This is a genomic window from Pigmentiphaga aceris (assembly GCF_008119665.1).
GTDB lineage: Bacteria > Pseudomonadota > Gammaproteobacteria > Burkholderiales > Burkholderiaceae_B > Pigmentiphaga > Pigmentiphaga aceris.
In genome coordinates, this window is record NZ_CP043046.1 from 523,014 (window position 1) to 547,982 (window position 24,969).

The 24,969-nt window shown below is 61.9% G+C and carries 19 protein-coding genes; 9 read left to right on the forward strand and 10 right to left on the reverse strand.

Annotated elements, in window-relative coordinates:
• Nucleotides 1-43: 43 nt before the first annotated feature.
• Nucleotides 44-1,498 carry a M81 family metallopeptidase gene (locus FXN63_RS02190; protein WP_148812418.1) on the reverse strand — a complete coding sequence of 485 codons (1,455 nt, stop codon included), beginning with the start codon at nt 1,496-1,498 and terminating at the stop codon, nt 44-46.
• A gap of 271 nt (nt 1,499-1,769) precedes the next feature.
• Between FXN63_RS02190 and FXN63_RS02195 the strand changes: the two genes are divergently transcribed.
• Nucleotides 1,770-2,705, forward strand: a complete 936-nt coding sequence (locus FXN63_RS02195; protein WP_246165004.1) for a LysR family transcriptional regulator — start codon at nt 1,770-1,772, stop codon at nt 2,703-2,705.
• 202 nt (nt 2,706-2,907) lie between these two features.
• A complete protein-coding gene (locus FXN63_RS02200) occupies nt 2,908-3,126 on the forward strand; it encodes a hypothetical protein (protein WP_148812421.1) in 219 nt (72 codons plus the stop codon).
• A 99-nt stretch (nt 3,127-3,225) separates the two neighbouring features.
• Here the strand turns inward: FXN63_RS02200 and FXN63_RS02205 are convergent, their stop codons facing one another.
• The 7 genes from FXN63_RS02205 to glpD form a co-directional block, all read right to left on the reverse strand.
• Nucleotides 3,226-4,959, reverse strand: coding sequence for an ABC transporter substrate-binding protein (locus tag FXN63_RS02205; RefSeq protein ID WP_148812423.1), 1,734 nt, complete (start codon nt 4,957-4,959; stop codon nt 3,226-3,228).
• An 89-nt stretch (nt 4,960-5,048) separates the two neighbouring features.
• Entirely contained in the window at nt 5,049-5,357 is a 309-nt protein-coding gene (locus FXN63_RS02210) for a DUF2160 domain-containing protein (protein ID WP_148812425.1), read from the reverse strand.
• 28 nt (nt 5,358-5,385) lie between these two features.
• Entirely contained in the window at nt 5,386-6,201 is an 816-nt protein-coding gene (locus tag FXN63_RS02215) for a carbohydrate ABC transporter permease (protein WP_148812427.1), read from the reverse strand.
• The gene (locus tag FXN63_RS02220) at nt 6,198-7,088 is read right to left on the reverse strand and encodes a carbohydrate ABC transporter permease (protein ID WP_148812429.1); all 891 of its coding nucleotides are present in this window, start codon (nt 7,086-7,088) and stop codon (nt 6,198-6,200) included. Before FXN63_RS02220 ends, FXN63_RS02215 begins: the two co-directional genes overlap by 4 nt.
• Complete coding sequence (locus FXN63_RS02225; protein WP_148812431.1) at nt 7,085-8,155, reverse strand: ABC transporter ATP-binding protein; 1,071 nt, start codon at nt 8,153-8,155, stop codon at nt 7,085-7,087. The genes FXN63_RS02220 and FXN63_RS02225 overlap by 4 nt, the downstream gene beginning before the upstream one ends.
• Before the next feature lies 1 nt (nt 8,156).
• Nucleotides 8,157-9,230 (reverse strand): ABC transporter ATP-binding protein, encoded by a 1,074-nt coding sequence (locus FXN63_RS02230; RefSeq protein ID WP_148812433.1) that lies wholly within the window; start codon nt 9,228-9,230, stop codon nt 8,157-8,159.
• Nucleotides 9,231-9,265: 35 nt separating this feature from the next.
• Nucleotides 9,266-10,846, reverse strand: coding sequence for a glycerol-3-phosphate dehydrogenase (glpD, locus tag FXN63_RS02235; protein ID WP_187395072.1), 1,581 nt, complete (start codon nt 10,844-10,846; stop codon nt 9,266-9,268).
• 131 nt (nt 10,847-10,977) lie between these two features.
• On the opposite strand from glpD, the gene FXN63_RS02240 reads away from it, so the two are divergent.
• From FXN63_RS02240 to FXN63_RS02255, 4 genes are all read left to right on the forward strand, one after another.
• Nucleotides 10,978-11,745 (forward strand): DeoR/GlpR family DNA-binding transcription regulator, encoded by a 768-nt coding sequence (locus tag FXN63_RS02240; RefSeq protein ID WP_148812438.1) that lies wholly within the window; start codon nt 10,978-10,980, stop codon nt 11,743-11,745.
• Nucleotides 11,746-11,825: 80 nt separating this feature from the next.
• Nucleotides 11,826-13,319, forward strand: a complete 1,494-nt coding sequence (gene glpK, locus FXN63_RS02245) for a glycerol kinase GlpK (protein ID WP_148812440.1) — start codon at nt 11,826-11,828, stop codon at nt 13,317-13,319.
• A gap of 467 nt (nt 13,320-13,786) precedes the next feature.
• Nucleotides 13,787-15,802, forward strand: a complete 2,016-nt coding sequence (locus FXN63_RS02250) for a DUF4034 domain-containing protein (RefSeq protein WP_148812441.1) — start codon at nt 13,787-13,789, stop codon at nt 15,800-15,802.
• 2 nt (nt 15,803-15,804) lie between these two features.
• On the forward strand, nt 15,805-17,736 hold the full coding sequence (locus FXN63_RS02255) for a M48 family metallopeptidase (RefSeq protein WP_148812443.1): 1,932 nt from the start codon (nt 15,805-15,807) through the stop codon (nt 17,734-17,736).
• A gap of 46 nt (nt 17,737-17,782) precedes the next feature.
• On the opposite strand, the gene FXN63_RS02260 is transcribed toward FXN63_RS02255, so the two are convergent.
• On the reverse strand, nt 17,783-18,577 hold the full coding sequence (locus FXN63_RS02260) for an SDR family NAD(P)-dependent oxidoreductase (protein WP_148812446.1): 795 nt from the start codon (nt 18,575-18,577) through the stop codon (nt 17,783-17,785).
• A gap of 305 nt (nt 18,578-18,882) precedes the next feature.
• Between FXN63_RS02260 and FXN63_RS02265 the strand changes: the two genes are divergently transcribed.
• Together FXN63_RS02265 and FXN63_RS02275 are read left to right on the forward strand one after the other, a co-directional pair.
• Nucleotides 18,883-19,491, forward strand: a complete 609-nt coding sequence (locus FXN63_RS02265; protein WP_148812448.1) for a TetR/AcrR family transcriptional regulator — start codon at nt 18,883-18,885, stop codon at nt 19,489-19,491.
• Nucleotides 19,492-19,915: 424 nt separating this feature from the next.
• Nucleotides 19,916-22,387: a hybrid sensor histidine kinase/response regulator gene (locus FXN63_RS02275; protein WP_187395073.1), complete on the forward strand. Its 2,472-nt coding sequence runs from the start codon at nt 19,916-19,918 to the stop codon at nt 22,385-22,387.
• Between the two features lie 122 nt (nt 22,388-22,509).
• Here FXN63_RS02275 and glmS read toward each other — a convergent pair whose 3' ends face one another.
• On the reverse strand, nt 22,510-24,354 hold the full coding sequence (gene glmS / locus FXN63_RS02280; RefSeq protein ID WP_148812454.1) for a glutamine--fructose-6-phosphate transaminase (isomerizing): 1,845 nt from the start codon (nt 24,352-24,354) through the stop codon (nt 22,510-22,512).
• A 144-nt stretch (nt 24,355-24,498) separates the two neighbouring features.
• Between glmS and FXN63_RS02285 the strand changes: the two genes are divergently transcribed.
• Nucleotides 24,499-24,954 carry an Lrp/AsnC family transcriptional regulator gene (locus FXN63_RS02285; protein ID WP_148812456.1) on the forward strand — a complete coding sequence of 152 codons (456 nt, stop codon included), beginning with the start codon at nt 24,499-24,501 and terminating at the stop codon, nt 24,952-24,954.
• Nucleotides 24,955-24,969 lie beyond the last annotated feature (15 nt).

Genomic DNA, 24,969 nt, shown 5'->3' on the forward strand with positions numbered 1-24,969 from the left:
CCACCGATGCGTGCCGATCCGAACGCGCATCGGTAGCCGTGCTTTATCGGTCCATCGGCCACTTCGGGCGGCTGATGTTGGCAAAGGGCAGCATCGACAAATCGCGCACCACCACGCCCGGCGCACCCACGTAGATCACCTTTGCAGCCAAGGGCGCAAACGACGCGTAGAAGTGCTGCGAGGATTTCACCACGACGATTTTGCGGTCCTCGGGGTTCAGGCCAAGCTGCGTGAACAGATCGCGGCCAAATGCCTGCGTGCGAATGGTGCAGATCACCACCGCCACACCTTGCGACTCGATCAGCGCGCAGTCCCCCAGCTTGGCAAGCGTGCCCGCCAGGCCGTTCATCAACATGTCACGCTTGAGTGCCTTGACCGTCCAGATGGCGTCAACCGGGTCACCTGACTGCGGGCAGATCTTGCCGCCAATGCGCATCGGCAGCCTTGCACCCACCCCTGCGTCAAAGGCCAGCTTCACGGCACCGGCGTCCCACAGCGGGCCGACGCAGGCGCTGTCGATGCCGCGTTCGAACAAGCGACGAAGGATGTAGGTGGAATCGCTGGGCGCGCCGCCGCCTGCGTTGTCGGCACTGTCGGCCAGCACGATGCTGCCGTCCGTCGCCAAGGCATCGTCCAGCGCGGTATCGATGTCAGGCCAGGGGCTTTCAAACTGATCGCGTGCCGCGCACAGCGCATCGGCAATTTCCTGGGCCACCGCGTTGGCGCGCACGCCACTCGGGTCTTGCAGCGCGTCGCTGTAGACCAGCATCTTGGTCCCCATGTCGGGCACGTCGCCCCAGGCAAAACCATGCACGATGGACACCGACAGAATGCCGTCCTTGCCTTCCAGCGCGGTGCAGCGATCGACAAAGCCGCGCGCAGGTTGGCGTGTGGTGTGCAGTGACACGATCATGCCCGTATCGACCACGGCCGCCTGCGGCCTGATCTTGCCCGCATGGGTGTCGGCACAGATCTGCACCAGCTCGCGAGCGCGTTCCAGAATGTCGGTGTGCGGATACTCCTTCCAGCAGATCAGCACATCGGCGCTGTCCGTCATCTTCTGGCTCAGGTGGGTGTGCGGGTCCAGCGTGGCACCAATCACCGTGTCCGGCCCGGCAATCTCGCGGATGCGCGCCAGCAGGTCGCCCTCACAGTCCTCATAACCATCGGCCACCATTGCGCCGTGCAGGCCGATCAAGGCCATGTCCACCGGCAGGGCCGCACGCAGGTCGTTCAGCAGGTCATCGCGCAAGGTTTCATAAGCATGGCGCGTCGTCAGCCCGTTGGGCACGGCGGCGGCCACCAGCCCCTCGATCAAGGTCCACCCCCGCGCCGGACCGACTTCACGCGCCGCCCACAGCGGGCCGCTGTGCATCTGCATCTTGTCCGGGTGTTCGCCCGCCCGGAAATAGGCGCGTTCATGGAAGGCGGCAATGCCCGTGGGCATGGGGCCGAAGGTATTGGTCTCAGTGGCGAGCGCACCGGAGAAAACACGCATGACGATCCTTGGGGGCAGGGGATGGGAAACTTGCGAAGCAAGTATCTGCCCGGGCGAGTCATGCGATCAATAAAGAATCTTGTAATGTGGTGTTGACTACAGAGCAACGCTCGTTGAGCCAGATGAATAGCGAATTGAACGATCGGTGCGGAGTCATCGCTTGATGGGTTGTGCTGAGTTTCGGTTTTACTTATTCGTCTCCAGCCGCCATATTTCCGCAACGCAGCTTGTTGCATGCATCTGTTTTCTTAGGCGCAGGATCGCCATGCCAATGAACCCCTCCGCCCTCAACGAAAAGCGCCTTGGCTATTTCTCAGAGACCGTTCGCAGCGGCTCGATGCGCGCTGCTGCCGAAAAACTCGACGTCGAAGCCTCGGTAGTCAGCCGCCAGATTCAGCAGTTGGAAGAAGACGTTGGCGCGGTCCTGTTGGAACGTCGTGGACGCGGCGTGGTGCCGACCGAAGCAGGGCTGCTGGTCATGGCTTTGTGCGAGGAGCGCAGCTTGGGGGAAGACACCCTGCGTCATCGCTTGTGGGAACTACAAGGCCTGGAGCGCGGCGAACTGCGCATCGTGGTCGGTGAGGGGTTCCTGCCTGCTTTGATGGATGGCGTGGTTCACGCGTTCACACGCCGTTATCCGCGCATCCTGGTGACGGTTGACACCATGGGGGCCAGCGAAGCGGTGCGGGAAGTCTCGGCAGGCCGCGCCAACCTGGGTATCGCCCTGAGCGCGCCCGTCGACCCAGGCGTGCATGTGGTGCGCGAACGGCATCAGCCGGTATGCGTAGTGGCATCGCCGCAGCATGCGGTCGCGAAAGGGAAACGGCCAATTGCCTTGGCGGATTTGGCAGGTTATGCGCTGGCGCTGACGACCCCCGGCAGCGGCCTGCGCATGCTGGCACAGACTGCCGAGCAGGCCGACGGGGTGAGGCTGTCGCCCAGCTTCACCAGCAACTCTGTCGATGCGCTGAAACGCCATGTGATCGCCACCGATTCGATCACCTTCCTGACAAGATTTGCGATCCGGCAGGAACTGGCACGTGGTGAACTGATTGCGCGCCGGACATCCAACACGGTGTTCGAGGCAGCGCATGCCCAGTTGTTCGTGCAGCAGGATCGACGCGCGTCAGCTGCGCTGCAGGCCTTGTTGAAACTGGCGGAAAGTGCGCGGTTTCTGGCCAATCCCCCTGCGACGTTCGCCAGATAAGCGCAGCGTCAGCGGGCAGAGAGCCAGCAGGCAAAGATTCTGCCCTCGAATCACGCTTTTAACCTTGTTTTCATCGGTTCATCGCATGCATCCGTCACGCTTGCCGCGCTAAGCTTGAACTGCGTACTTTCAGCAGCATATGCATGAATAAGCCTGTCAGCGTCCGCTGATCCGGCACTTGAGAAAAGGCACCCGCCGACCCATGAAGACCATCGACGAGATGCTGCACCTGGACTTGCTCACCGCCGAGCAACACCGTGACATTGGCGCATGGATTGCGCGCGCCGGGTCACCGGAAGAAATCCTGAACATGCCTGCGCCCTTGTGGCAAGCCGTGGAACGCGCCGCCGCCGTGATGGGCGTGGATGACGACTTGATGCGCCCGCCTGCATTGGATGCGGGTGACGTGGTGCTGTCCTAGTCTTCCAATGCAAACGAGGCCGATGCGATCATCCGCATCAGCCTCGTTCGGTTAGGCATTGATAGCAGCCCCGGCTAGTCGCCGGGGCGATATTGCTTATTAGCGCACGCGGCCTTCCTTCCACGCGCCCAACAGCTTGTCATAGGCGATCGTCTCGCCCTTGGGCTTCTCGTTGGCCAGCTTCTTCCACGGGGCGTGGTCGTCGCTCAGGTACTTGGCCGGATCACCCTTCGGGGTCAGCTTCGGTGCGCAATGGGCCATGCCAGCGCGTTCCAGGCGGGCCATCACGTTGTCCATTTCGTCAGCTAGGTTGTCCATGGCCTTCTGCGGGGTCTTCTCGCCAGTGACGGCCTCGGCCACGTTCTTCCACCAGAGCTGTGCCAGCTTCGGATAGTCCGGCACGTTGGTGCCGGTCGGCGTCCACGCGACGCGGGCCGGGCTGCGGTAGAACTCGATCAGGCCGCCGTACTTGCTGGCGTTCTGGGTGAAGTACTCCGAGCGGATGTCGCTGTCACGGATGAAGGTCAGGCCGGTGATGGACTTCTTCAGCGAGGTGGTCTTGGCGGTGATGAACTGTGCGTACAGCCAGGCAGCAGCCGTCTTGTCGGCATCGTGGCCCTTGAAGAAGCTCCACGAGCCTACGTCCTGGTAGCCGTTCTGCATGCCTTGCTTCCAGTACGGGCCGTTCGGGCCGGGGGCCATGCGCCACTTGGGCGAGCCGTCGGCATTGACCACCGGCAGGCCGGGCTTGGTCATGTCGGCGGTGAACGCGGTGTACCAGAAGATCTGCTGTGCGATCTGGCCTTGTGCGGGCACCGGGCCGGATTCGCCGAAGGTCATGCCCATGGCTTCCTTGGGCGCGTACTTCTTCATCCAGTCGATGTACTTGGTCAGTGCATAGACAGCAGCAGGCGAGTTGGTGGCACCGCCGCGCGAGACCGATGCGCCGGTGGGGGTGCACTTGTCTTCTGCGACACGAATGCCCCACTCGTCGATCGGTTGGCCGTTCGGGATGCCCTTGTCGGCGGCACCAGCCATCGACAGCCATGCATCGGTGAAGCGCCAGCCCAGCGACGGATCTTTTTTGCCGTAGTCCATGTGACCATAGATCGGCTTGCCGTCGATGGTTTTCACGTCGACGCTGAAGAATTCGGCGATGTCTTCGTAGGCGCTCCAGTTGAGCGGCACGCCCAGGTCGTAGCCGTATTTGGCCTTGAACTTTTCCTGCAGGTCCTTGCGGTCGAACAGGTCGGCGCGGAACCAGTACAGGTTGGCGAATTGCTGGTCGGGCAGCTGGTACATCTGGCCGTCAGGGGCCGTGGTGAAGCTGGTGCCGATGTAGTCTTTCAGGTCGATGCCGGGGTTGGTGAATTCCTTGCCCGCGCCTGCCATGTACTCGGTCAGCGACATGATCTTGCCGTAGCGGTAGTGCGTACCGATCAGGTCGGAGTCCGACACCCAGCCGTCGTAGATCGACTTGCCGGATTGCATGGAGGTCTGCAGTTTTTCAACCACGTCGCCTTCCTGGATCAGGTCGTGTTTGACCTTGATGCCGGTGATTTCCTCGAAGGCGCGGGCCAGCGTCTTCGATTCGTATTCGTGGGTGGTCAGCGTCTCGGACACCACCGAGATTTCCTTCACGCCCTTGGCCTTCAGCTTGTCGGCGGCTGCCATGAACCACTTCATTTCTTCCATCTGCTTGTCTTTCGACAGCGTGGAAGGCTGGAACTCGGCGTCGATCCATTTCTTGGCTTCGGCTTCGCCGGCCGACGCACCCTGCATGGTGAACGTCGCGGCCAGCGCCAGTGCCAGCGCGGTGTAGCGCATCTTCATGTTGAATCTCCTCAAGCTGTTTTTCGTCCCCAAAATTGTCAGACCGTGGCTCCGGGGATCTGGGAGCCAACGGTTCAAGAAAAAATCGTTCAGCCTTTGCGCATCACCAGGGCCAGCAGCAGCATCGAGGCCACGAAGCTGATCCAGATCGAGGGCTCGGCATCCAGGCTCAACCACTCCTGGAATTTGCCCGCAAACCCGACGAACACCAGGTTCACGTAGGCGGCCAGCAACAGGCCGATGAACAGGCGATCACCGCGCGTGGTCTCGATCGGCAGCCAGCCGCGTCGCAGTGTCGTGGGCGACTTTATTTCCCATACGGTCATGCCGGCGAGCATCAATGCGATGCAGCTGAAAAACACGGCCACGGGGGTGGTCCAGACCATCCAGTCAAACATTCTTGTCTCCTGTCTCAGATGTGGCCGATTACACGCGGCCCATCGCAAAGCCCTTGGCGATGTAGTGACGCACGAACCAGATCACGATCGCGCCCGGCACGATGGTCAGCACACCGGCTGCCGCCAGCGTTGCCCAGTCCATGCCGGACGCACTGACCGTGCGTGTCATGGTGGCCACGATGGGCTTGGCGTTCACGCTGGTCAGCGTGCGCGCCAGCAGCAGTTCGACCCAGCTGAACATGAAGCAGAAGAACGCCGCCACGCCTACGCCAGCCTTGATCAGCGGCAGGAAGATGCGGATGAAGAACTTCGGGAAGCTGTAGCCGTCGATGTAAGCCGTCTCGTCGATTTCACGCGGAATGCCGCTCATGAAACCTTCCAGAATCCACACCGCCAGCGGCACGTTGAACAGCAGGTGGGCCAATGCAACGCCCACGTGCGTATCCATCAGACCCACCGTGCTGTACAGCTGGAAGAAGGGCAGCAGGAAGACTGCGGGCGGCGTCATGCGGTTGGTCAGCAGCCAGAAGAACACGTGCTTGTCGCCCAGGAACGAATAGCGCGAGAACGCATAGGCGGCGGGCAGGGCAACGGCCAGCGAAATGACCGTGTTGATGGCCACGTAGATCAGGCTGTTGATGTAGCCGGAATACCAGGACTCATCGGTGAAGATGCGAACGTAGTTGTCCCAGGTGAACTGCTGCGGGAAGAACGAGAAGCTGGACAGAATTTCTTCGTTCGTCTTGAAGCTCATGTTGATCATCCAGTAGATGGGCAACAAGGCAAACAACAGGTACAAAGCCAGGAAGATGATGCGCTTCTGGAAGCGGCGGTTGGGGTTCATTGCTCCACCTCTGCTTTTTGGGTTCCGACGCGTTGCATCCAGTTGTAGAGGACGAAGCACAGCAACAGAATGATCAGGAAATAAATCAGCGAGAACGCGGCTGCCGGGCCCAGGTCGAACTGGCCGACTGCCTTCTGCGTCAGGTACTGGCTAAGGAAGGTGGTGGCGCTGCCTGGACCGCCACCTGTGAGCACGAAAGGCTCGGTATAGATCATGAAGCTGTCCATGAAACGCAGCAGCACCGCAATCATCAGCACGCCGCGCATTTTGGGCAGCTGGATGTAGCGAAACACGGCGAACTTGCTGGCACCGTCGATGCGTGCAGCCTGGTAGTAGGCGTCGGGGATCGAACGCAGGCCGGCGAAGGCCAGCAAGGCCACCAGCGGTGTCCAGTGCCAGACGTCCATTACCAGCACGGTCAGCCATGCGTCGGTGGCGTTGCCGGTGTAGCTGTAGTCGATGCCGATCTTCTGCAGGGTGTAGCCCAGCAGACCGATGTCGGCACGGCCGTAAATTTGCCAGATGGTGCCGACCACGTTCCACGGAATCAGCAGCGACAGCGCGATCACGACCAACACCGCCGACGACTTCCAGCCTTTGGCCGGCATCGACAGCGCCAGCGCAATGCCCAGCGGGATTTCAACCAGCAGTACCGAGAATGAGAAACCAAGCTGGCGCAGCAGGGCCGAGTGCAGTTCTTCGTCGCGCATCATGGCGGCAAACCATTCGGTGCCGACAAACACGCGCCGCTCGGGCGAGATGATGTCCTGCACCGAATAATTGACCACCGTCATCAACGGCACGATGGCCGAGAAGGCCACGCAGATCAGCACTGGCAGGATCAGGAACCAGGCTTTCTGGTTGACGGGTTTGGTGGTGGTGCTCATGGAACGAGCTCCTCGTCACGGTAGTAGCAGGTATGGACATCCAGAACCTGGAGCCAGATGGTGTTGCCGACGGCGGGCAGGTCGGCGTCGGCGTGCAGGCGAGCCTTCAGCTTGTTGCCGTTGGCATCCGCCGTCAGCAGCGCGTGGGTGCCAACGTCTTGCACTTGCGTGACGACCGCCGTGATGGCACCCGGCGTATTGGCCTCGACCACCCGCAGGTATTCCGGGCGAATGCCAAGCTTCAGCGTGCCCTTGGGCAAGCTGCGGGTGGCGCGCAAGGGTGTGCCCGCGACGTCGATGGTGTCGCCACGGCTGGTCGCAGGCAGGAAGTTCATGCCGGGCGAACCGATGAAGTGACCTACGAAAGTGTGTGCGGGTTGTTCGAACAGGGCCTCGGCGCTGCCGACCTGAACGGCCTTGCCGCGCGTCATCACCACCACTTCTTCAGCGAAGGTAAGTGCTTCGACCTGGTCGTGCGTCACGTAGATCAGCGTGAGTTTCAGTTCACGGTGAATCTGTTTCAGCTTGCGGCGCAACTGCCATTTCAGATGCGGGTCGATCACCGTCAGCGGTTCGTCGAACAGCACGGCCGACACGTCGCTGCGCACCAGGCCACGGCCCAAGGAGATTTTCTGTTTGGCGTCTGCCGACAGACCGGCTGCGCGCTGGTCCAGCTGGCCGCTCATGTCCAGCATCTCGGCGATTTCGCCGACACGCTTCTTGATCTGGTCGGCCGGCACCTTGCGATTGCGCAGCGGGAAGGCCAGGTTCTCGGCCACCGTCATGGTGTCGTAGATCACCGGGAACTGGAACACCTGCGCAATGTTGCGTTCTTGCGGGCTGGCCTGCGTGACATCGCGGCCGTCGAATTTGACGCTGCCGTGCGAGGGCACCAGCAGGCCCGAGATGATGTTCAGCATGGTCGTCTTGCCGCAGCCCGATGGCCCGAGCAAGGCGTATGCGCCACCGTCGCGGAAGCTCATCTTCAGCGGCAAGAGCGCGTAGTCACTGTCTTGCTGCGGGTTGGCGCGGTATGCGTGCGCCAGGTCGAGATCGATGCGCGCCATGTCAGTGACCCTTGCGCCAGCGCGGCGCGACCGCCAGTTGCCCGGCAGCATCGAAGACATAGGCTTGCGATGCGTTGAAGTAAAGCGTCAGCGGTGCACCCAGCTCGACGCGGTGCACGCCGGTCAGCTGCGCGACCAGTTCGCCTACGGCGGTGTGGACGTGCACAAAGGTGTCCGACCCCGAGATTTCAGCCAGTTCCACCTGGCCAGAGATGGCCAGATCGCCAGGGGCTTGCTGCACGTGCAACGCGCCTGAACGCAGGCCGACCGTCAGTGCGCCGTTAAGTCCTGCGGGCAGTGACAAGGCCAGCGCGGGGCCGCCTGCCAACTGCACGCCGCCTTCAATGGCAGTCGCGGTCAGCAGGTTCATTGGTGGGTCGCTGAATGCGCGGGCGACACGCAGGGATTTCGGCTCGTGGAAGACTTCGGACGTGGGGCCGTACTGCAGCAGTTCGCCTGCATCCATCACGGCCGTGTAGCCGCCCAGCAGCAGTGCTTCACCGGGCTCGGTGGTGGCGTAGATGACGGTGGAGTCACCGGTGGCGAACAACTGGGTCAGTTCTTCGCGCAGGCCTTCGCGCAGCTTGTAGTCCAGATTCACCAGCGGTTCGTCCAGCAGCATCAGCGGGGCGTTCTTGGCCAATGCACGTGCCAGCGCCACACGTTGTTGCTGACCACCGGACAACTCGGCCGGCAGGCGTTCCAGGAACATGCCGATGTGCAGCTTGTCGGCCAGGCCACGAACCCGGGCGTCGATGTTCTTCTCCCCGCTGAGTTTCAGCGGCGATGCGATGTTGTCGTACACCGTCAGTGACGGGTAGTTGATGAACTGCTGGTAGACCATGGCAACGTTGCGCTCGCGCACGGGCATGCCGGTTACGTCGCGGCCGTCGACCAGCACCTTGCCGGTTGTTGGCGCATCCAGGCCGGCCATCAGTCGCATCAGGCTGGTCTTGCCAGCCTGTGTGGCACCGAGCAGCACAGTCACCGCGCCACTGCGGGGCGCAATGCTCTGCTCGTACAGCCATGTTTGGGCGCCCACCTGTTTGGTGACGCGCTCGAGAGTCAATTGCATCGATCTTCCTCGGGTTTTTCTATTCTTGGTCTTGCTTAGATATTCTTGTGGTTGTCCAGCCAGAGGCCGACTGCCGAACGCTGTGCTGGCGTGTAGTGCAGGCCCAGCTTCGAACGGCGCCACAGGGCGTCTTCACCTGTCTGCACCCATTCGTTGGTCTGCATGAAGCGCAGTTCCTGTTCGTGCAGGCCAGGGGCGATCTCGGCACCCAGGTCGGCCATCGACGCGGCATTGCCAAGCAGGTCGGCCACGCGTGCGCCATAAGCGCGGGCCAGGCGGCGGGCAAGCTGCGGGTTGAGCCAGGTGTAGCGGGCCTGTACGGCAGCCACAAAACGTTCGAACTCATCGTTTGGCCGTGCGCCGCGTGCGCCTTTGCCGATCCAGGGCGACAGATCGCCGCCGGCAAGAAACGCGTCTTCCGTCCAGGCCGGACGCTGTGATGGTCCCTGGCCGAGCATGGTGCCGACTTCGTTGGCGGCATCTTCAGCGAGCTTGCGGAAGGTGGTGATCTTGCCGCCCCATACCGACAGCAGCGGTGCACCCGTGGTGTTGGATTCCAGCAGGTAGTCGCGCGTGACGGCTGACGGATCGCCCGATGCGTCGTCGAGCAAGGGACGTACTCCCGAATAGGTCCAGACCACGTCGGCCGGCGTCACGGGTTTCTCGAAATAGCGGCTGACCTGTTCGCAGAGGTAGCTGATTTCGCTGTCGCTGATCCGCGCCGCGCCAGGATCGGTGCCTTTCAGCTCGACATCGGTGGTGCCGATGAGCGTGAACTTGTCCTGATACGGGATCGCAAAGATGATCCGCTTGTCAGGGCTTTGGAAGATGTAGGCGTGGTCGTGTTCGAACAGGCGTTTGACGACCAGGTGGCTGCCCTTGACCAGACGCAGGCTTTTGGTGGCCATCTGCTCACCGCGCGCCGAATGGGCGACGCCGCGCAGGAAGGATTCAGCCCAGGGGCCAGCAGCGTTGACGACGGCGCGTGCGCGCACGGTGCGGATGCCGTCGGGGCCTTCAAGTGTGGCGGTCCATCCGTCGGCATCGCGCTGCGCACTGGTGCAGCGGGTGCGGGTCAGGATGTCGGCACCGCGATTTTTTGCGTCCACCGCCGTCAGCAGCACCAGACGTGCGTCATCGACCCAGCCATCGGAATACACGAAGCCGTGCTTGAATAGCGGCTTGAGCGGTTTGCCTGCGGTGTGCGTGCGCAGATCGATGCCACGCGAACCCGGCAGAACTTCGCGCTTGGCCAAGTGGTCATACAGGAACAGGCCAATGCGGATCAGCCAGGCCGGGCGTGTATTGGGGTCGTGCGGCATGACAAAACGCAGCGGCCACATGATGTGCGGCGCGCTTTTCAGCAGCACCTCGCGTTCTTGCAGCGCCTTGCGCACCAGCGAGAACTCGTAATATTCCAGGTAACGCAGCCCGCCGTGGATCAGCTTGGTCGACGATGACGAGGTGTGCGAGGCCAGATCGTCCTTCTCGCAGAGCATGACGCGCCAGCCGCGACCGGCCAGATCGCGCGCGATGCCGCAACCGTTGATCCCCCCGCCGATGATGAGCACATCGTAGTCAGTGGCATTGGCGGACGAGGGGGAAAGGGCAGTCATGTGGGTGGGTTCGTTATTTTCGTATCCGTTCATTATTGCTCCTTAATGCGCGATTTTCGTCGTGGTTTACCCTCGATGTAATTCGTTTTTTTTCGTTTTATCATTGCCCGTCCTTTGAGTACCCGCCTCACGTGAATTCAAATCCCCGCCAGATCAACCTGCTCGAAGCTGTCCGCACGCGCGGTTCGATGACGGTCGAGCACCTTGCAGACATGCTGGGCGTGACGCTGCAAACCGTGCGGCGTGACGTGCAGCGGCTGGCCGACGAAGGACTGCTGACGCGCTTTCACGGCGGCGTGCGCATCCCGATTTCCACCACAGAGAACATTGCCTATCTGCAACGCGCGTCTTTGCACGCCGATGCGAAAGCGCGCATTGCGCGCGCCGTGGCCGAACGGGTGCCGAACGACTGTTCCTTGATCCTGAATATCGGCACCACGACCGAGGCCATCGCCCAGCAGTTGATGCGCCATACCGGTCTGCGTGTGATCACCAACAACCTGAACGTGGCGAGCATCCTCAGCGGCAATACCGCCTGTGAGGTGATCGTGGCGGGTGGATCGGTGCGTTCGCGTGACCGTGCGGTGGTGGGCGAATCGGCCATCGATTTCATCCGCCAGTTCAAGGTGGACATTGCGCTGATCGGCGTGTCCAGCATCGAATCCGACGGCACGCTGCGCGACTACGACCTGCGCGAAGTGAAAGTGGCGCAGACCATCATTGCCCAGGCGCGTGAGGTGTGGCTGGCCGCCGATGCCAGCAAGTTCAACCGGCCCGCGATGATTCGTCTGGGTTCGCTTTCCGACATTCACCGCCTGTTCACCGACGCGCCACCACCGCCGCCGTTCCCCGATCTGCTTGACCGCGCGCAGGTGCGTTGCGAGATCGCAAGCGCGTAATGCGGGTCGCGCGCAATGTTGCGCGGCCCTTGCTGTCCGACTCTACGCAGAAACGAAAAAAACCGAAGGATTCGCCAGCCATGACCTATCTGCTTGCTCTCGATCAGGGCACCTCCAGCTCGCGCAGCATCGTCTTCGATGCGCAGGGCCGCATCGTTGCCGTTGCTCAGCGTGAAGTGCCGCAGATTTATCCGCAGCCTGGCTGGGTCGAACACGATCCGAACGAGATCTGGTCTGGCCAACTGGCCACCGCCCGCGAGGTCTTGAGCAAGGCCGGGCTGACGGCGAAAGACATTCGCGCGATCGGCATCACCAATCAGCGCGAAACCACCGTGCTGTGGAATCGCAAGACCGGCCAGCCCGTGCACAACGCCATCGTCTGGCAGGACCGTCGCGCCGAACCGCTGTGCGCGCGCTTGCGCGAAGAAGGCGCGGGCAAACTCATTTGCGAACGTACCGGCCTGATCGTTGACGCCTATTTCTCGGGTACCAAGCTGCGCTGGTTGCTGGACAACGTGCCGGGTGCGCGTGCGCAGGCCGAGCGCGGTGAACTGGCTTTCGGCACCGTGGACAGCTGGCTGATGTGGCAACTGACGGGCGGGCGTGTGCATGTGACTGACGTCAGCAACGCATCGCGCACCATGCTGTTCAACGTGCACACCAATCAATGGGATGCCGAGTTGCTGGCGCTGCTCGACATCCCGGCGTCGTTGATGCCAACCGTGCAGCCATCCAGCTCGCATTTTGCGGATACCGATGCCGACCTGCTGGGCAGCGTGTTGCCCATTGGCGGTGTGGCGGGTGACCAGCAAAGCGCCTTGTTCGGCCAGGCATGCTTTGACGCCGGCATGGCCAAGAATACCTACGGCACGGGCTGCTTCCTGCTGATGCACACGGGTGATGCATTCCGGCCGTCCAACAACGGCCTGCTGGTGACCAGCGCCGCGCAGGTCGATGCGCAGCCGCGCTACGCCATGGAAGGCAGCGTGTTCGTGGGCGGTGCGGTGGTGCAGTGGCTGCGCGACGGCTTGAAAGCCATCCCGGGCAGCGCACAAGTGCAGTCATTGGCCGAAAGCGTGCCCGATGCCGGCGGCGTGATGATGGTGCCCGCGTTCACGGGCTTGGGCGCACCGTACTGGGACGCCGATGCGCGCGGCATCATCACGGGGCTGACGCGCGGCACGTCCGTGGCCCACATTGCACGCGCTGCGCTGGAAAGCATCGCCTACCAAAGCACGGCGCTGCTGCAAGCCATGAGCCGCGATGCGGTGGCGGCAGGTGGTGCACCGGTGAGTGAATTGCGCGTGGATGGCGGGGCGTGTGTAAACGACTTGCTGATGCAGTTCCAGGCGGATTTGCTGGGCATTCCAGTCCTTCGACCCGAGGTCGTTGAAACCACGGCACTGGGTGCGGCCTATCTGGCGGGGCTGTCGTGCGGCGTGTTCGAGAACGTCGAGGCGCTGTCGAAGCTGTGGCGCGTGGAACGGCGCTTCATGCCGACCATGGGACGCGCGCAGGCAGAGGAAGCGATGGCTCGGTGGGAAAGGGCGGTGCGACAGGCACGCGCGCAATGAACGGAATGAGCAAAAAGCGGTTTGCTTGGTAACAGGACTCTACGCTGCATATTGAACGATCTGGCCTTCTACACATTCTGAAACGGTAAGCCGACTATCCAGCGCTACTGGTTTCGTACACTTCAAGCTTGAATATATCGCCCTGTTGGTATCGCCCAATAGGGCGATTTTTTTTTGCGTGTGCATTCGGCGTGGTTGGTCTGAAGGTGGTTGTCTAGTTTGTTTGAATGGGTTAATGAATTGTTAATATGTCGGGCGGTTATGATCAGCGTTTGTTGATTGACCGGGGCTGGGCGTTTGGCTGTGTGATTGGCACAAGTTGATGGCGTTGAGCCTTGTGTTGACGCCCGGTCTTCGATTCGCAGTTTTGATTCTCGGTTTGTCGCAGCTTTTCCTTTGTTTGGCCCCTGTTTTCACAGACCCTTAATCTCTAAGGCGGGCGTTGCTCGCTATGCCAGGTGACCTTTTTGAAAGCTATTTCTTCTATTCGCGCTACCGTTCGCGCGTTGGTTCAATCTCGTTCTTATATTCAGCTTGATGATTATTACGCCACGCTGGAACAGCAGGATTGGGAAAACAAGGAAGAACCCGGTTTTCCTTATCTTGAAGCAGTCCGGGCCGGCACGCTGTTTGATTATTCGCTGACATCCTGGCAGGACGCGTCCGAGTTTCTTCAGAGCTGGATCGCCGCACGCCCTGATTCCTATCACGCGCGCCTGATTATGGCGGGCTTCTGCTTTGGTCGTGCCGGCGACATTCGCGGTAGCGGTTGGGCCGACAGCGTGACGCAGGATCGCTGGCTGGGCGCGGCATTGGCATGCGAACGATCGGCAGCCTTGTTTGTGCAGGCAATGGAACGGTCGCCGCGCCCGATTGCGGCATGCATCGAGATGATGCAGATGACGGCGCATTTTCAGGAACCCTATTGGCTGCGCCAATTGTTCGCGGGCCTGCCGCCTGAAACCATCACGCACGACGATATCGAAGAACCGGGTCTGATGGATGCGGCACTGGCGCATCTGGCAGCGGTGGGTGTGCCGCGTTTGCAGCTGGACGAGGTGCCGCAGGTCTTGCCGAGCAGCCTGGCCCCGCGTGCCGAGCATGAAACGGATCAGGCCAAGGATTACTGGTTGATGCGCGCGCTGGATCTGCGCCCGGACCACGTCGGTGCCTTGATGAATTACGCGAATTACCTGCAACCCCGTTGGGGCGGCAGCCTGGAAGATATCGATGGCCTGGCAGGTGGCCCGCTGTGCGCAGCGCTGTCAGAGCCTCAGCGCAATGCGATCCGCTGGATTGGCATCTACGATGAACTGCAGAGTTTCCCCGACTCGGACGACACCCCGGCGGTCGAAGAATATCGCCGCATATTCGAATCGTTCCTGGCGCGTGATTTGCGGCCGGACGAACGTGGCGAGGCCTTGGGTCGATATGCGCATTTCGTCAGCTATTCCATGGCGGATCATGCGCGCGCTCGCGACCTGCATGCGCAAAGCGTTGCAGCGTTTCCGCCCGATATGTACTTCTTCGATGTGGACGGGCCATTCCGCAGTTTTGCGCACGTCAGCATCATTCACCACATGCCGGACCACGACGGCGCATTCAAGCGCGTGCTGGAATTGATGTCCCAGTGGAACAGCATGGCCACACCGATGGCATTGCTGGCGGTAGCGCACCAGTTCGGTCGGTGGGGCGTCGAGCAAGACTCGGCGCGCGCGCAGCAATTGCTGGATCGCGCAGCAGTGCTGGCCAGCAAACCGACTTACGACGATTTCACTGCGCTGGCGGCTGCCGCGATGCTGTGGGATGGTGGCGATCACGAGCAGGGATACTTCCTGCTTCAGCAACTGGCAGAGCGCCGGGTGCCCGAGATCGCCAGCAACCTGTACGACATTCACCGGGGCTTCCGCGACAACACGCCGGACAGTTATCTGGACGACACGGCGCGCGATCTGTGGTTGCAACGTGCGGTCGATGAAGGCTCGCCGCTGGCCATGTACAACATGGCCTATCGCAAGATTTTCGAGGATGCGACGGACTTCTCGCAGCGCCAGAATCTGGACCACGTAGTGGGCTTGTTGCAGGGCGCACGCAAAGAGCCGCGCACGGAAGCCTTGTCGCGGCTGCGCATTGGTGTGCTGCTGCGCGACCATGGCACCGAGCAAGAGCAGCAGCAAGGCGTTCGCGAATACCTGCGTCCCTTGGTGGATGAAGACCACGACTGGCGTGCCGCCAAGGCAAGTGCCGAGATTGGCTTGGCCTATGCGTATGGCCGAGGCGTGAAGAAAAGCCGCTTTGCCGCGATTGAATGGGTGCAGCACGCCGTTCGAATCGAGCCCGATGACGAAAAGATCAACGACGTCCAGGCAGAGGTCATGAACTCGCACAGTCTGGTGAAAACCGTTGGCACGGTCTTCGGTGCCTTCATGAGTCGCGGCAGCGTGTCTGCAGAAGACTTGCCGCCCAAACCGACCGAGCAGTAAGCATGTCGAGCAAAGACGCGTCAGGGTGGCGGCTTTCCATCCGCTTGCTGCTGGGTGACGCTGCGCTGGTCGGCACCGGACTGGCGCTATGCACGGCCCCCATCTGGCTGTACGCGGCCTTGCCCGGTGTGCTGGGTGTGGCTGCTGCAGTCCTGGCGCTGACACTGCCCTTCATTGGCTGGCCGATGCTGCGCTTGCCCTTCGCGCCGCGTCTGCCGGGCGCGGAAAACGGCATTCCGTTGACGGCGGCAGATGCACCCGCGCTGTTTCATGAGATCGAGCAGGTGCGTGCTCGCCTGGATAGTCCGGTGCTGCATGCGGTCTATCTGACGGAGGATTTCAACGCCAGCATTCGGCAGCATCGACGCCTGCTGGGCGGTACGCGCAATGTGTTGTGGCTGGGGCTGCCGCTGTTGGAGGTGCTGTCGGCCGACGCGTGCCGCGCCATCCTGGCGCACGAGTGTGCCCACATCGCGGGCAAGCACGGGCGCTACGCCAGCCGGGTGTATTTCGCGCGGCTGCAATGGCAGGAAGCTGCGCGACAGTTGGCCCTTCGCAAAGGGGTGTCCACCGGGCCGCTGCGCCTGTTCATGAACTGGTACGTGCCGCGCTTCCTGGACGCCAGCATGGGCTTTGCTCGGTCGTGTGAGTATCAGGCCGATGCGGAAGCGGCCAGGGTCTGCGGCGCAGACGCTGCCGCAGAAGCCTTGCTGGGCTTGGCTGTGCAAGGACGTGCATTGCGCAAGCACTGGCACGACCACTACGCCGAGGCAACATCGCAGCCGCTGCCTTTCACCGATCTGGCAGAAGGGCGCGCGTGGCGGGTGCCTCAAGATGAGTTCGAGGCGCGGTTCTGGTTGCACGAAGCCTTGTGTGATCCCACGACCAGCGACGACACCCATCCGTCCTTGTCCGATCGTCTGAAGTCGCTGGGCAAGCTGGATGCATACCAAAGCAGCGCACAAGCCCCCTTGCCTTGGCAACGCGCGTGCCCAAGCGCGGCCAGTCAGTGGCTGCAAGGCCAGCACCTGCCGCTGGCCCGTGCCATGGACGAATCGCAAAACGATGCCACGGCGCAGCGCTGGCGCATTGCGCAAAATGAGCAACGCGAAGCACTGGCGAGCTATCACGATCTGTTGCGCAAGCAGCGCATACGTGGCCTGAATGCCGACGAACGCGCGACGTTGGCGTGGCATACCGATGCGGTGACGGGTGATGTGCGTGGTGCGGTAGACATGCTGACACTGAACCTGCGCGATCACCCCGACCATGTGATGTCGATGTGCAATCTGGCGGTCTTGCTGCCGCGACTGCCTGCGGATGTGGTGGCTATGGATGCTGTGCCTGAGGTCGACAGGCTTGATGGCGAGGTGCTTGCGGCAGATCAGCGTCCACAAGCCAACTCGACCGATTCTCCACAACTGCAAAACGCCGAGGAGTTATGGCGCAAGGCAGCAGCCGAGCCCGGTTCCCATCAACGGTATTGCCTGCGGCAACTGACAGCGGCAGCCTTGCGACGCAACGACTCGGATCAGGCACAACGCTATCGTGAAGAGGCTGATCGGCTGGACCTGCAAACCCGACACGAGGATGCCAGTCCGCGCTTCGAACCGCATGGTTTGCGCGAGGCAGAGCTGCGCAAACTGGCACAGACGCTGGACCCGCTGCTGCGCGCCGCAACCAGCGTCTGGCTGCTGCGCGACAGCGTTCATCGACATCACGTGTTGATGGTGCTGGTTCAGGACTCGTGGTTGTCGCGTGCTGTCGGGCAACTGACGGGCGAAGGCAGTTATGTGCAGCGCGATTGCAAAATGCTGGCGGACCGGCTGTTGCCGCGCATCGATCGTGCTATCGAGCCGGTGTGGCTTGAAGTGGGCGACACACGACTGCTTGCGTGTACGGATGCAGATCGCGTGATGCGGGCAGAAGGCTGACAAGCATCGTGCCAGGTTGGCCGCGATGTCTGTCAGCACGGTACCTTCATTCTTTGTTGGTGGCGCGATAGCGTTCAGCTGCATTGGTCTGGCGGATGTCCGACATCAAGCCTTGACGCGCGCCATCCAGGGCGTCCCATCGCTCGGCAACGTGCAGGGGCGGGATGGTGACCAGCTCGCGGCGGTCGAAGCCGACCAAGGCGGCATCAACCAGTTCGTTCACGTCCATGATGTCGGTGATCTGGTTGATGTCGATGCCCGCACGCTCCCAGATTTCAGTGCGCGTGGAAGCGGGCAGCACGGCTTGCACGTAGACGCCCTTGGGTGACAGTTCCTGGTGCAGGCCTTGCGACAGGAACAGCACAAATGCCTTGGTGGCACCGTAGATCGTCATGCCGAATTCCGGCGCGAAAGCCACCACCGAACCAATATTGACGATGGCACCGCTGCCCGACTCGGCAAAGCGCGTCGCAACCGCCGCGGCAAGCCGAGTGGGGGCCGTGGTGTTGAGCTTGATCAGGCGCTCGATGGCCTCGGCGCTTTGCTGCGCGAAGCCGCCCGACTGTGCCATGCCGGCGTTGTTGATCAGGATGCCGATGCGGGCGTCATCGCGCAGACGTGCTTCAAGCGTCGACAGGTCTGCGTCATTGGTCAGGTCGGCGCGCAGCACGTCGACGGCGACACCGTATTGCTCGCGCAGGCGTGCGGCCAGGGTGTCCAGGCGCGCCTGGTCGCGGGCAACCAGTACCAGGTCGTGGCCTCGGCGGGCAAAACGGTCTGCATAGGTGGCACCGATGCCAGTGGATGCGCCGGTGATCAGAACGGTGGAAAGTGTGGTCATGGATGTCTGCTTTTGAATGTGGGGTTCAGGTCGTGTCAGAGGCGGCGAGGCTTCAAGCAGTCATGCCCCGCACCCGCGCGATTGCGTGTAAGCGGTGCCATGACGATGCGGTTGGCCTGTGGAATGGGGCCAAGTTGGTAGGGCTCTAAATGCGACTTGTCAGTCATGCCGTGAAATGTCCGGTAGCGTTGTTTTATTTATGATGACGATCATAATCAAACAAGTCAAATTTTTGATGATGAATAGCATCAATGTATAGTTGGAGGCTTATCCAGTCCCACGCTCATACTTCCACACGGTCAACCATGAAAGTCACCAAGGCACAGGCGCAAGCCAACCGCGCGCACGTGGTGCAAACCGCATCGACCTTGTTCCGGGATCGTGGTTACGACGGTGTCGGCGTGGCCGACCTGATGGCGGCCGCCGGGTTCACGCACGGCGGCTTCTACAAGAACTTCCGTTCCAAAGCCGACCTGATCGCGGAATCGACCGCGTGTGGCATGGCGGGCACGGTCGACCTGGTGGATGGCGTGAAGCCTGCCGATTTCGTGCAGCAATACCTGTCGCGCGCGCACCGTGATGGTCGCGCCGCCGGTTGCTCCCTGGCCGCGTTGAGCGGAGACGCCGCGCGCCAGCCGGATGAGGTTCGAGCGACGTTCGAAGCAGGCATCGAACGTATGCTGGCCGCGCTCAGCAAAGGGGTGGGCGCGCAGGGTGATGACCCGGATCTTGCTCGGGCGAAGTGTCTGGACATGATGGCGCACGCAGTGGGTGCCCTGGTCATGTCGCGTGCCTGCCCGGACGATTCGCCATTGGCTGATGAGATTCTGGCGGTGTGTCGGGAGGCTTTGTTGGCGTCGTTGGCACCGGGGAAGGCCGGGGCGTCAGCAGGGCGCAGTAGTGTGTCCGCTTAATTCGCGACGCAGTGCGTCACGAATTGGAAAGACCAGAAAGAAGCCGCGCATGTGACGTAGCTTCAGCGCCAGACTAACCCCCAAGCCCAGGCCGCAACTCCTCAGCGATGCGATCAACGTTCGACGGCCTGACGTTCCAGCACGCTGCATCTTCGCATCCGAGTCGATAGTGAATTTTCCGCTCACGCGATCGATGCTGGCTGCCCAGTCCGAACCGACGCGCAAAACGATGGCAAGACTGCAACGCGGCTTATCGTAATACCGTCTGAAACCTGCGTCTGACTGCCTTTGAAACACCTTCTGCGGGTCGCCGGGTTATCTTCACGCTGGCGTACTTTTCCAATATGGAAAGTGCGGAACCTGGCAGTCTTTTGTGGCCCGTTGTGCTGGCCGGACGCAGCCTGGTCCCAGGGCGGAGATGAACGTGCAAGATGATCGATCGGCAAGCGTGTGTGAAGGCCTGTCTGCCCATGCAGACCTGGGCGCGGTGTTTGCCGCCATTCCGGGCATGAACTTGTTGTTGGCACCGGATGCGCCGCGATTCACGATGCTGCTCGCCAGCGACGAGCGGCTGGCTGCCACGATGAGCACGCGCGAAGGAACCTTGGGGCGGCCGTTGTTTGACGTCTTTGCCGATGCGAATCCCGCCAATCCGTCCCCGTCCGGGGTGCAGAATCTGCGAGCGTCCTTGGAAACGGTATTGCGCACCGGCGAGCAGCATTGCATGCCGCTTCAGCGCTACGACTTGCAACGTGCAAACGGTTCCTGGGAAGAACGGTATTGGAGCCCGACCAATGTGCCGGTGAAGGACGCCAACGGCAACGTGAAGTACCTGATCCACCAAGTGACGGATGTCACGGAAGCTGTGCTGGGCCGTGCGGCGCTGGAACGCGCAGAGCAGGGCGCTGCGCGTGTGCTGGGGCGGATGACGGACGCGCATTTCCAGCTGGATGGTGCCTTTCGTCTGGTGGAGATGAACCCCGCTGCAGAGCGGATGACCGGGACGATGCGGCACGAGGTGCTCGGGCTGACCTGCGAGGATGCGTTTCCGGCATCGTTCGATCCGGCCGTCGATGCGGCTTTCCGGCGCGTGGTGGCATCTGGACGTGAAGAGCACTTGCTGCAGCATTACGTCAGCGAGGGCAGCGATGTCTATGTCGAGGTCGATGCGTATTCGACCGATGATGGGGGCGTGGCGATCTTTGCGCGTGATGTGTCCGAGCGCGTCAGCGCCGTGGAAACGCGACGCGAGATGGAAACGCAGCGCTTTCTGACCCGGCTGGGCGATGTGCTGCACCGGGAAGGCGATACCGCCACGCTTTATGAAGGGGCCGCGCGCTTGCTGGGCGAGCATCTGGGCTCCGGTCGCGTGCTGTACGCCGAGGCCAGGGAGGAAGACAACGCCATCGTGGTCGTGGCCCAGCATCTGCGTGAGGGACTGGTGCCCGTTGCGCGTGATTATCGTTTTGATGACTACTGCCCTTGCGTGACGATCAGCCTGCGGAGCAGGCGGACGCTGGTCATGACCGATGTCACCACAGAAGCGCAGCTTGACGTCTCTGAACGCATGTTGATCGCGGCGGCAGGGGTAGGTGCAAGCGTGACGGTGCCGATCTTGCAGGATGGGCGGATTGCAGCCTGCCTGAGCGTGGTGCAACCCACCTCGCGCAAGTGGACGTCGCACGAAGTTGCCTTGATCGAAGAAACCGCGCAACGCACCGCGATTGCCGCCGCGCGCTCGCGCGCCGAGGCTGCGTTGCGGGCATCGGATCGCCGGAAAGACGAGTTTCTGGCGGTGCTAGCGCATGAACTGCGCAACCCGCTTGCGCCCGTGCGCAATGGCCTGCAAATTTTGCGCATGGCCCCGCACGACACGCAAAAGACCAACAAGGTGCTGGGCGTGATGGACCGGCAGCTGACGCACATGACCCGGCTGATTGACGACTTGCTGGATGTGTCTCGTTTCACCAGCGGCAAGGTGGTGTTGCGGCGCGAACGGATTCCCCTTCGTGCGGTGTTCGACAATGCGCTGGAAGCAAGCCTGCACCTGATCGAAGCCAGCCGCCATGTGCTGATGTCCCACTTCTCGCACGAAGCGCTGTTCCTGGATGCCGACGCCACGCGGCTGGTGCAGGTTGTCGGCAACCTCATCAACAATGCCGTCAAGTACACGCCTGACGGGGGCCAGATCGATTTGTTCGGTGAACGCGATGGCAACGATGTGTTGATCCGTGTTCGCGATACCGGCGTGGGTATTTCGTCAGACATGCTGCCGCATGTGTTCGACTTGTTTGCGCAAGTCAGCGGCAGCAGCCTGGCACGCGCGCAAGGCGGTCTGGGTATCGGTCTGTCGATATCACGCCAACTGATTCACATGCATGGCGGCACGCTGCGCGCCGAGAGCGATGGCCTGGGCAAGGGAGCGACGTTCACGGTTCGCCTGCCGATGGCAGCAGAACCCGAGTCTGAGCGAGCCGCACCGGGCGCGGCAACAGAAGCAGAGAACCTTGCGTCGCAAGAGATTCTGGTGGTCGATGACAACATCGATGCTGCCGATTCCTTCACCACCATGCTGGAACTCTCCGGCCATGTCGTGACGACGGTCTACACCGGCGCGGACGCCTTGGCGGCAGTCGCCAAGCGTCGTCCATCGCTGGTCTTCTGCGATATCGGCATGCCGGGAATGAATGGCTACGAGGTTGCCGAGCGCATCCGCGCCGATGCGTCTCTGGCCCCGGTACGCCTGATCGCCGTGACGGGATGGGGGCGTGACGAGGACAAACGCCTGGCGTTGGAAGCGGGTTTTGATGCGCACCTGGCGAAGCCGATCGCCTGGGCGGCGGTGGAGGCGGTGCTGACTGCACAAGAGCCTGGCGAAGCCTTGCTCAAGCGTTGAAAGACGGGTTCAGATCAAACGATTCGCGACGCATTGCGTCGCGAATCGGAGCATCCTGAAAAAAGCGCAGCACAGGTTCAGCGGTCATCGCCGCCAAGCGTGCTGCCGCATCCCAGTCCCCGTCACTCCACCGTCACACTCTTCGCCAGATTCCTTGGCTTATCCACATCCGTCCCCCGCACACACGCCGTGTGATACGCCAGCAACTGCAGCGGCACCACATGCAGAATCGGTGACAACTGGCCGTAGTGTTCCGGCAGGCGGATCACATGCACGCCGTCTTCGCTGCCGATCTGGCTGTTGCCGTCGGCAAACACATACAGTTCGCCGCCGCGTGCGCGTACTTCCTGCATGTTGGATTTCAGCTTTTCCAGCAGCTCGTCTTTGGGTGCAACGGTGACCACCGGCATCTTGCCCGTGACCAGTGCCAGCGGGCCGTGTTTCAGTTCGCCAGCCGGGTAGGCTTCGGCGTGGATGTAGCTGATTTCCTTCAGCTTCAGCGCGCCTTCCAGGGCTATCGGGTAGTGCAGGCCACGGCCCAGGAACAGGGCGTTTTCCTTGGCGGCGAATTCTTCGGCCCAGGCGATGATCTGCGGTTCCAGCGCCAGCACGGCTTGCAGGGCCACCGGCAGGTGGCGCAGGGCCTTGATGCTGTTGGCTTCCTGTTCTTCGCTGAGTTTGCCCTTCACTTGCGCCAGCGACAGCGCCAGCAGGTACAGCGCAGACAGCTGGGTGGTGAAGGCCTTGGTGGACGCCACACCGATCTCTACGCCTGCACGCGTGATGAACGCCAGTTCGCATTCGCGCACCATCGCGCTGGTGGCGACGTTGCAGATGGTCAGGCTGTGGGTCATGCCCAGGCGGCGGGCGTGTTTCAGCGCAGACAAGGTGTCGGCGGTTTCGCCGGATTGCGAAATCGTCACGACCAGGGTGCGCGGGTTGGGCACGCTGGTGCGGTAGCGGTATTCGCTGGCGATTTCGACGTTGACGGGCACGCTGGCGATCGATTCGATCCAGTAGCGCGCGGTCAGGCCGGCGTAGTAGCTGGTGCCGCAGGCCAGGATCAGGACGTTGTCGATTTCCTTGAAGACGCTGTATGCCTTGTCGCCGAACAGTTCGGGCGTGATGGCTTCGATGTCCTGCAAGGTGTCTGCGAGCGCGCGCGGCTGCTCGAAGATTTCCTTTTGCATGTAGTGGCGATAGGGGCCGAGTTCGGCGGCGCCGGTGTGGGCCTGCACGGTGCGGATGTCGCGCTGCACGGGCTGGCCTTGGTCGTCGACGATCCACACGCCTTGCAGTTGCAGGTCGACCACGTCGCCGTCTTCCAGGTACATGATCTGGTCGGTGGTGCCGGCCAGCGCCAGTGCGTCAGAGGCCAGGAAGTTCTCGCCTTGGCCGACACCGATGACCAGCGGCGAGCCTTGGCGTGCGCCGATCACGCGCTGCGGTTCGTCACGACAGAAGGTGGCGATGGCGTAGGCACCGGTCAGACGTTTCACGGCCTGCTGCACGGCGTCGAACAAGTCGTCGTGATACAGGTGGTTGACCAGGTGGGCGATGACTTCGGTGTCGGTCTGGCTGACGAACACGTAGCCCAGGCCCTGCAGTTCGGCGCGCAGTTCTTCGTGGTTTTCGATGATGCCGTTGTGCACCAGCGCAATCCGGTCGCGGCCGTGACGGTCTTGCGACACGTGCGGGTGGGCGTTGTCGGTGATGGGCGCGCCGTGGGTGGCCCAGCGGGTGTGTGCGATGCCGGTGTAGCCCGCCAGGTGCTCGGCGGCAACCTGGGCTTCCAGTTCGGCGACACGCGAGGTGCTGCGCGCACGCTGCAGGCTGCCTTCGGGCACGCCAGCGGCGTAGACCGCCACGCCGCAAGAGTCATAACCCCGATATTCCAGGCGTTTCAGGCCTTCAACGAGGATGGGGGTGATGTCCCGTTGCGCAACGGCGCCAACAATTCCGCACATGGCTGGGCTCACGAATGTGGTTGAGAAGACCGCATTCTGAGCGCGTTGGGGTGAAATTAGATTTCTTGTTTAAGATTGTTTTGGAATATTCTGTCTCAACACAATCTACATGAAATATACATTCATCTATCACAGGAGTTTTTTATGATTGATGAACTTGATCGACGCATCCTCGCCATCTTGCAGGTAGACGCGTCCATCAATAATCAGGACTTGGCCGAGCGTGTGCACGCGTCTGCGCCAACCTGCCTGCGCCGGGTGAAGCGCCTGCGCGAGATCGGTGTGATCGAGCGGCAGGTTACCTTGCTGTCACCTACCGCCCTGGGGCCAAGCCTGACGGCGATTGTCGAACTCAGCCTGGATATCCAGTCGGCAGAACGGCTGGATGCATTCGAAGCCCGGGTGGCTGGCGAAGCTGCGGTGATGCAGTGCTATCGCGTCTCGCCGGGGCCGGACTTCGTGCTGGTGGTGCAGGTGGCCGACATGCCTGCCTACCATGCGTTGGTACACCGCTTGTTCAACGCGGCGGCCAACGTGCGCAATGTACGCGCTTTCTTCAGCGTGCAACGAACCAAGTTCGAGACCGCATTGCCGCTGTGAACGCGGGCTGCTTTT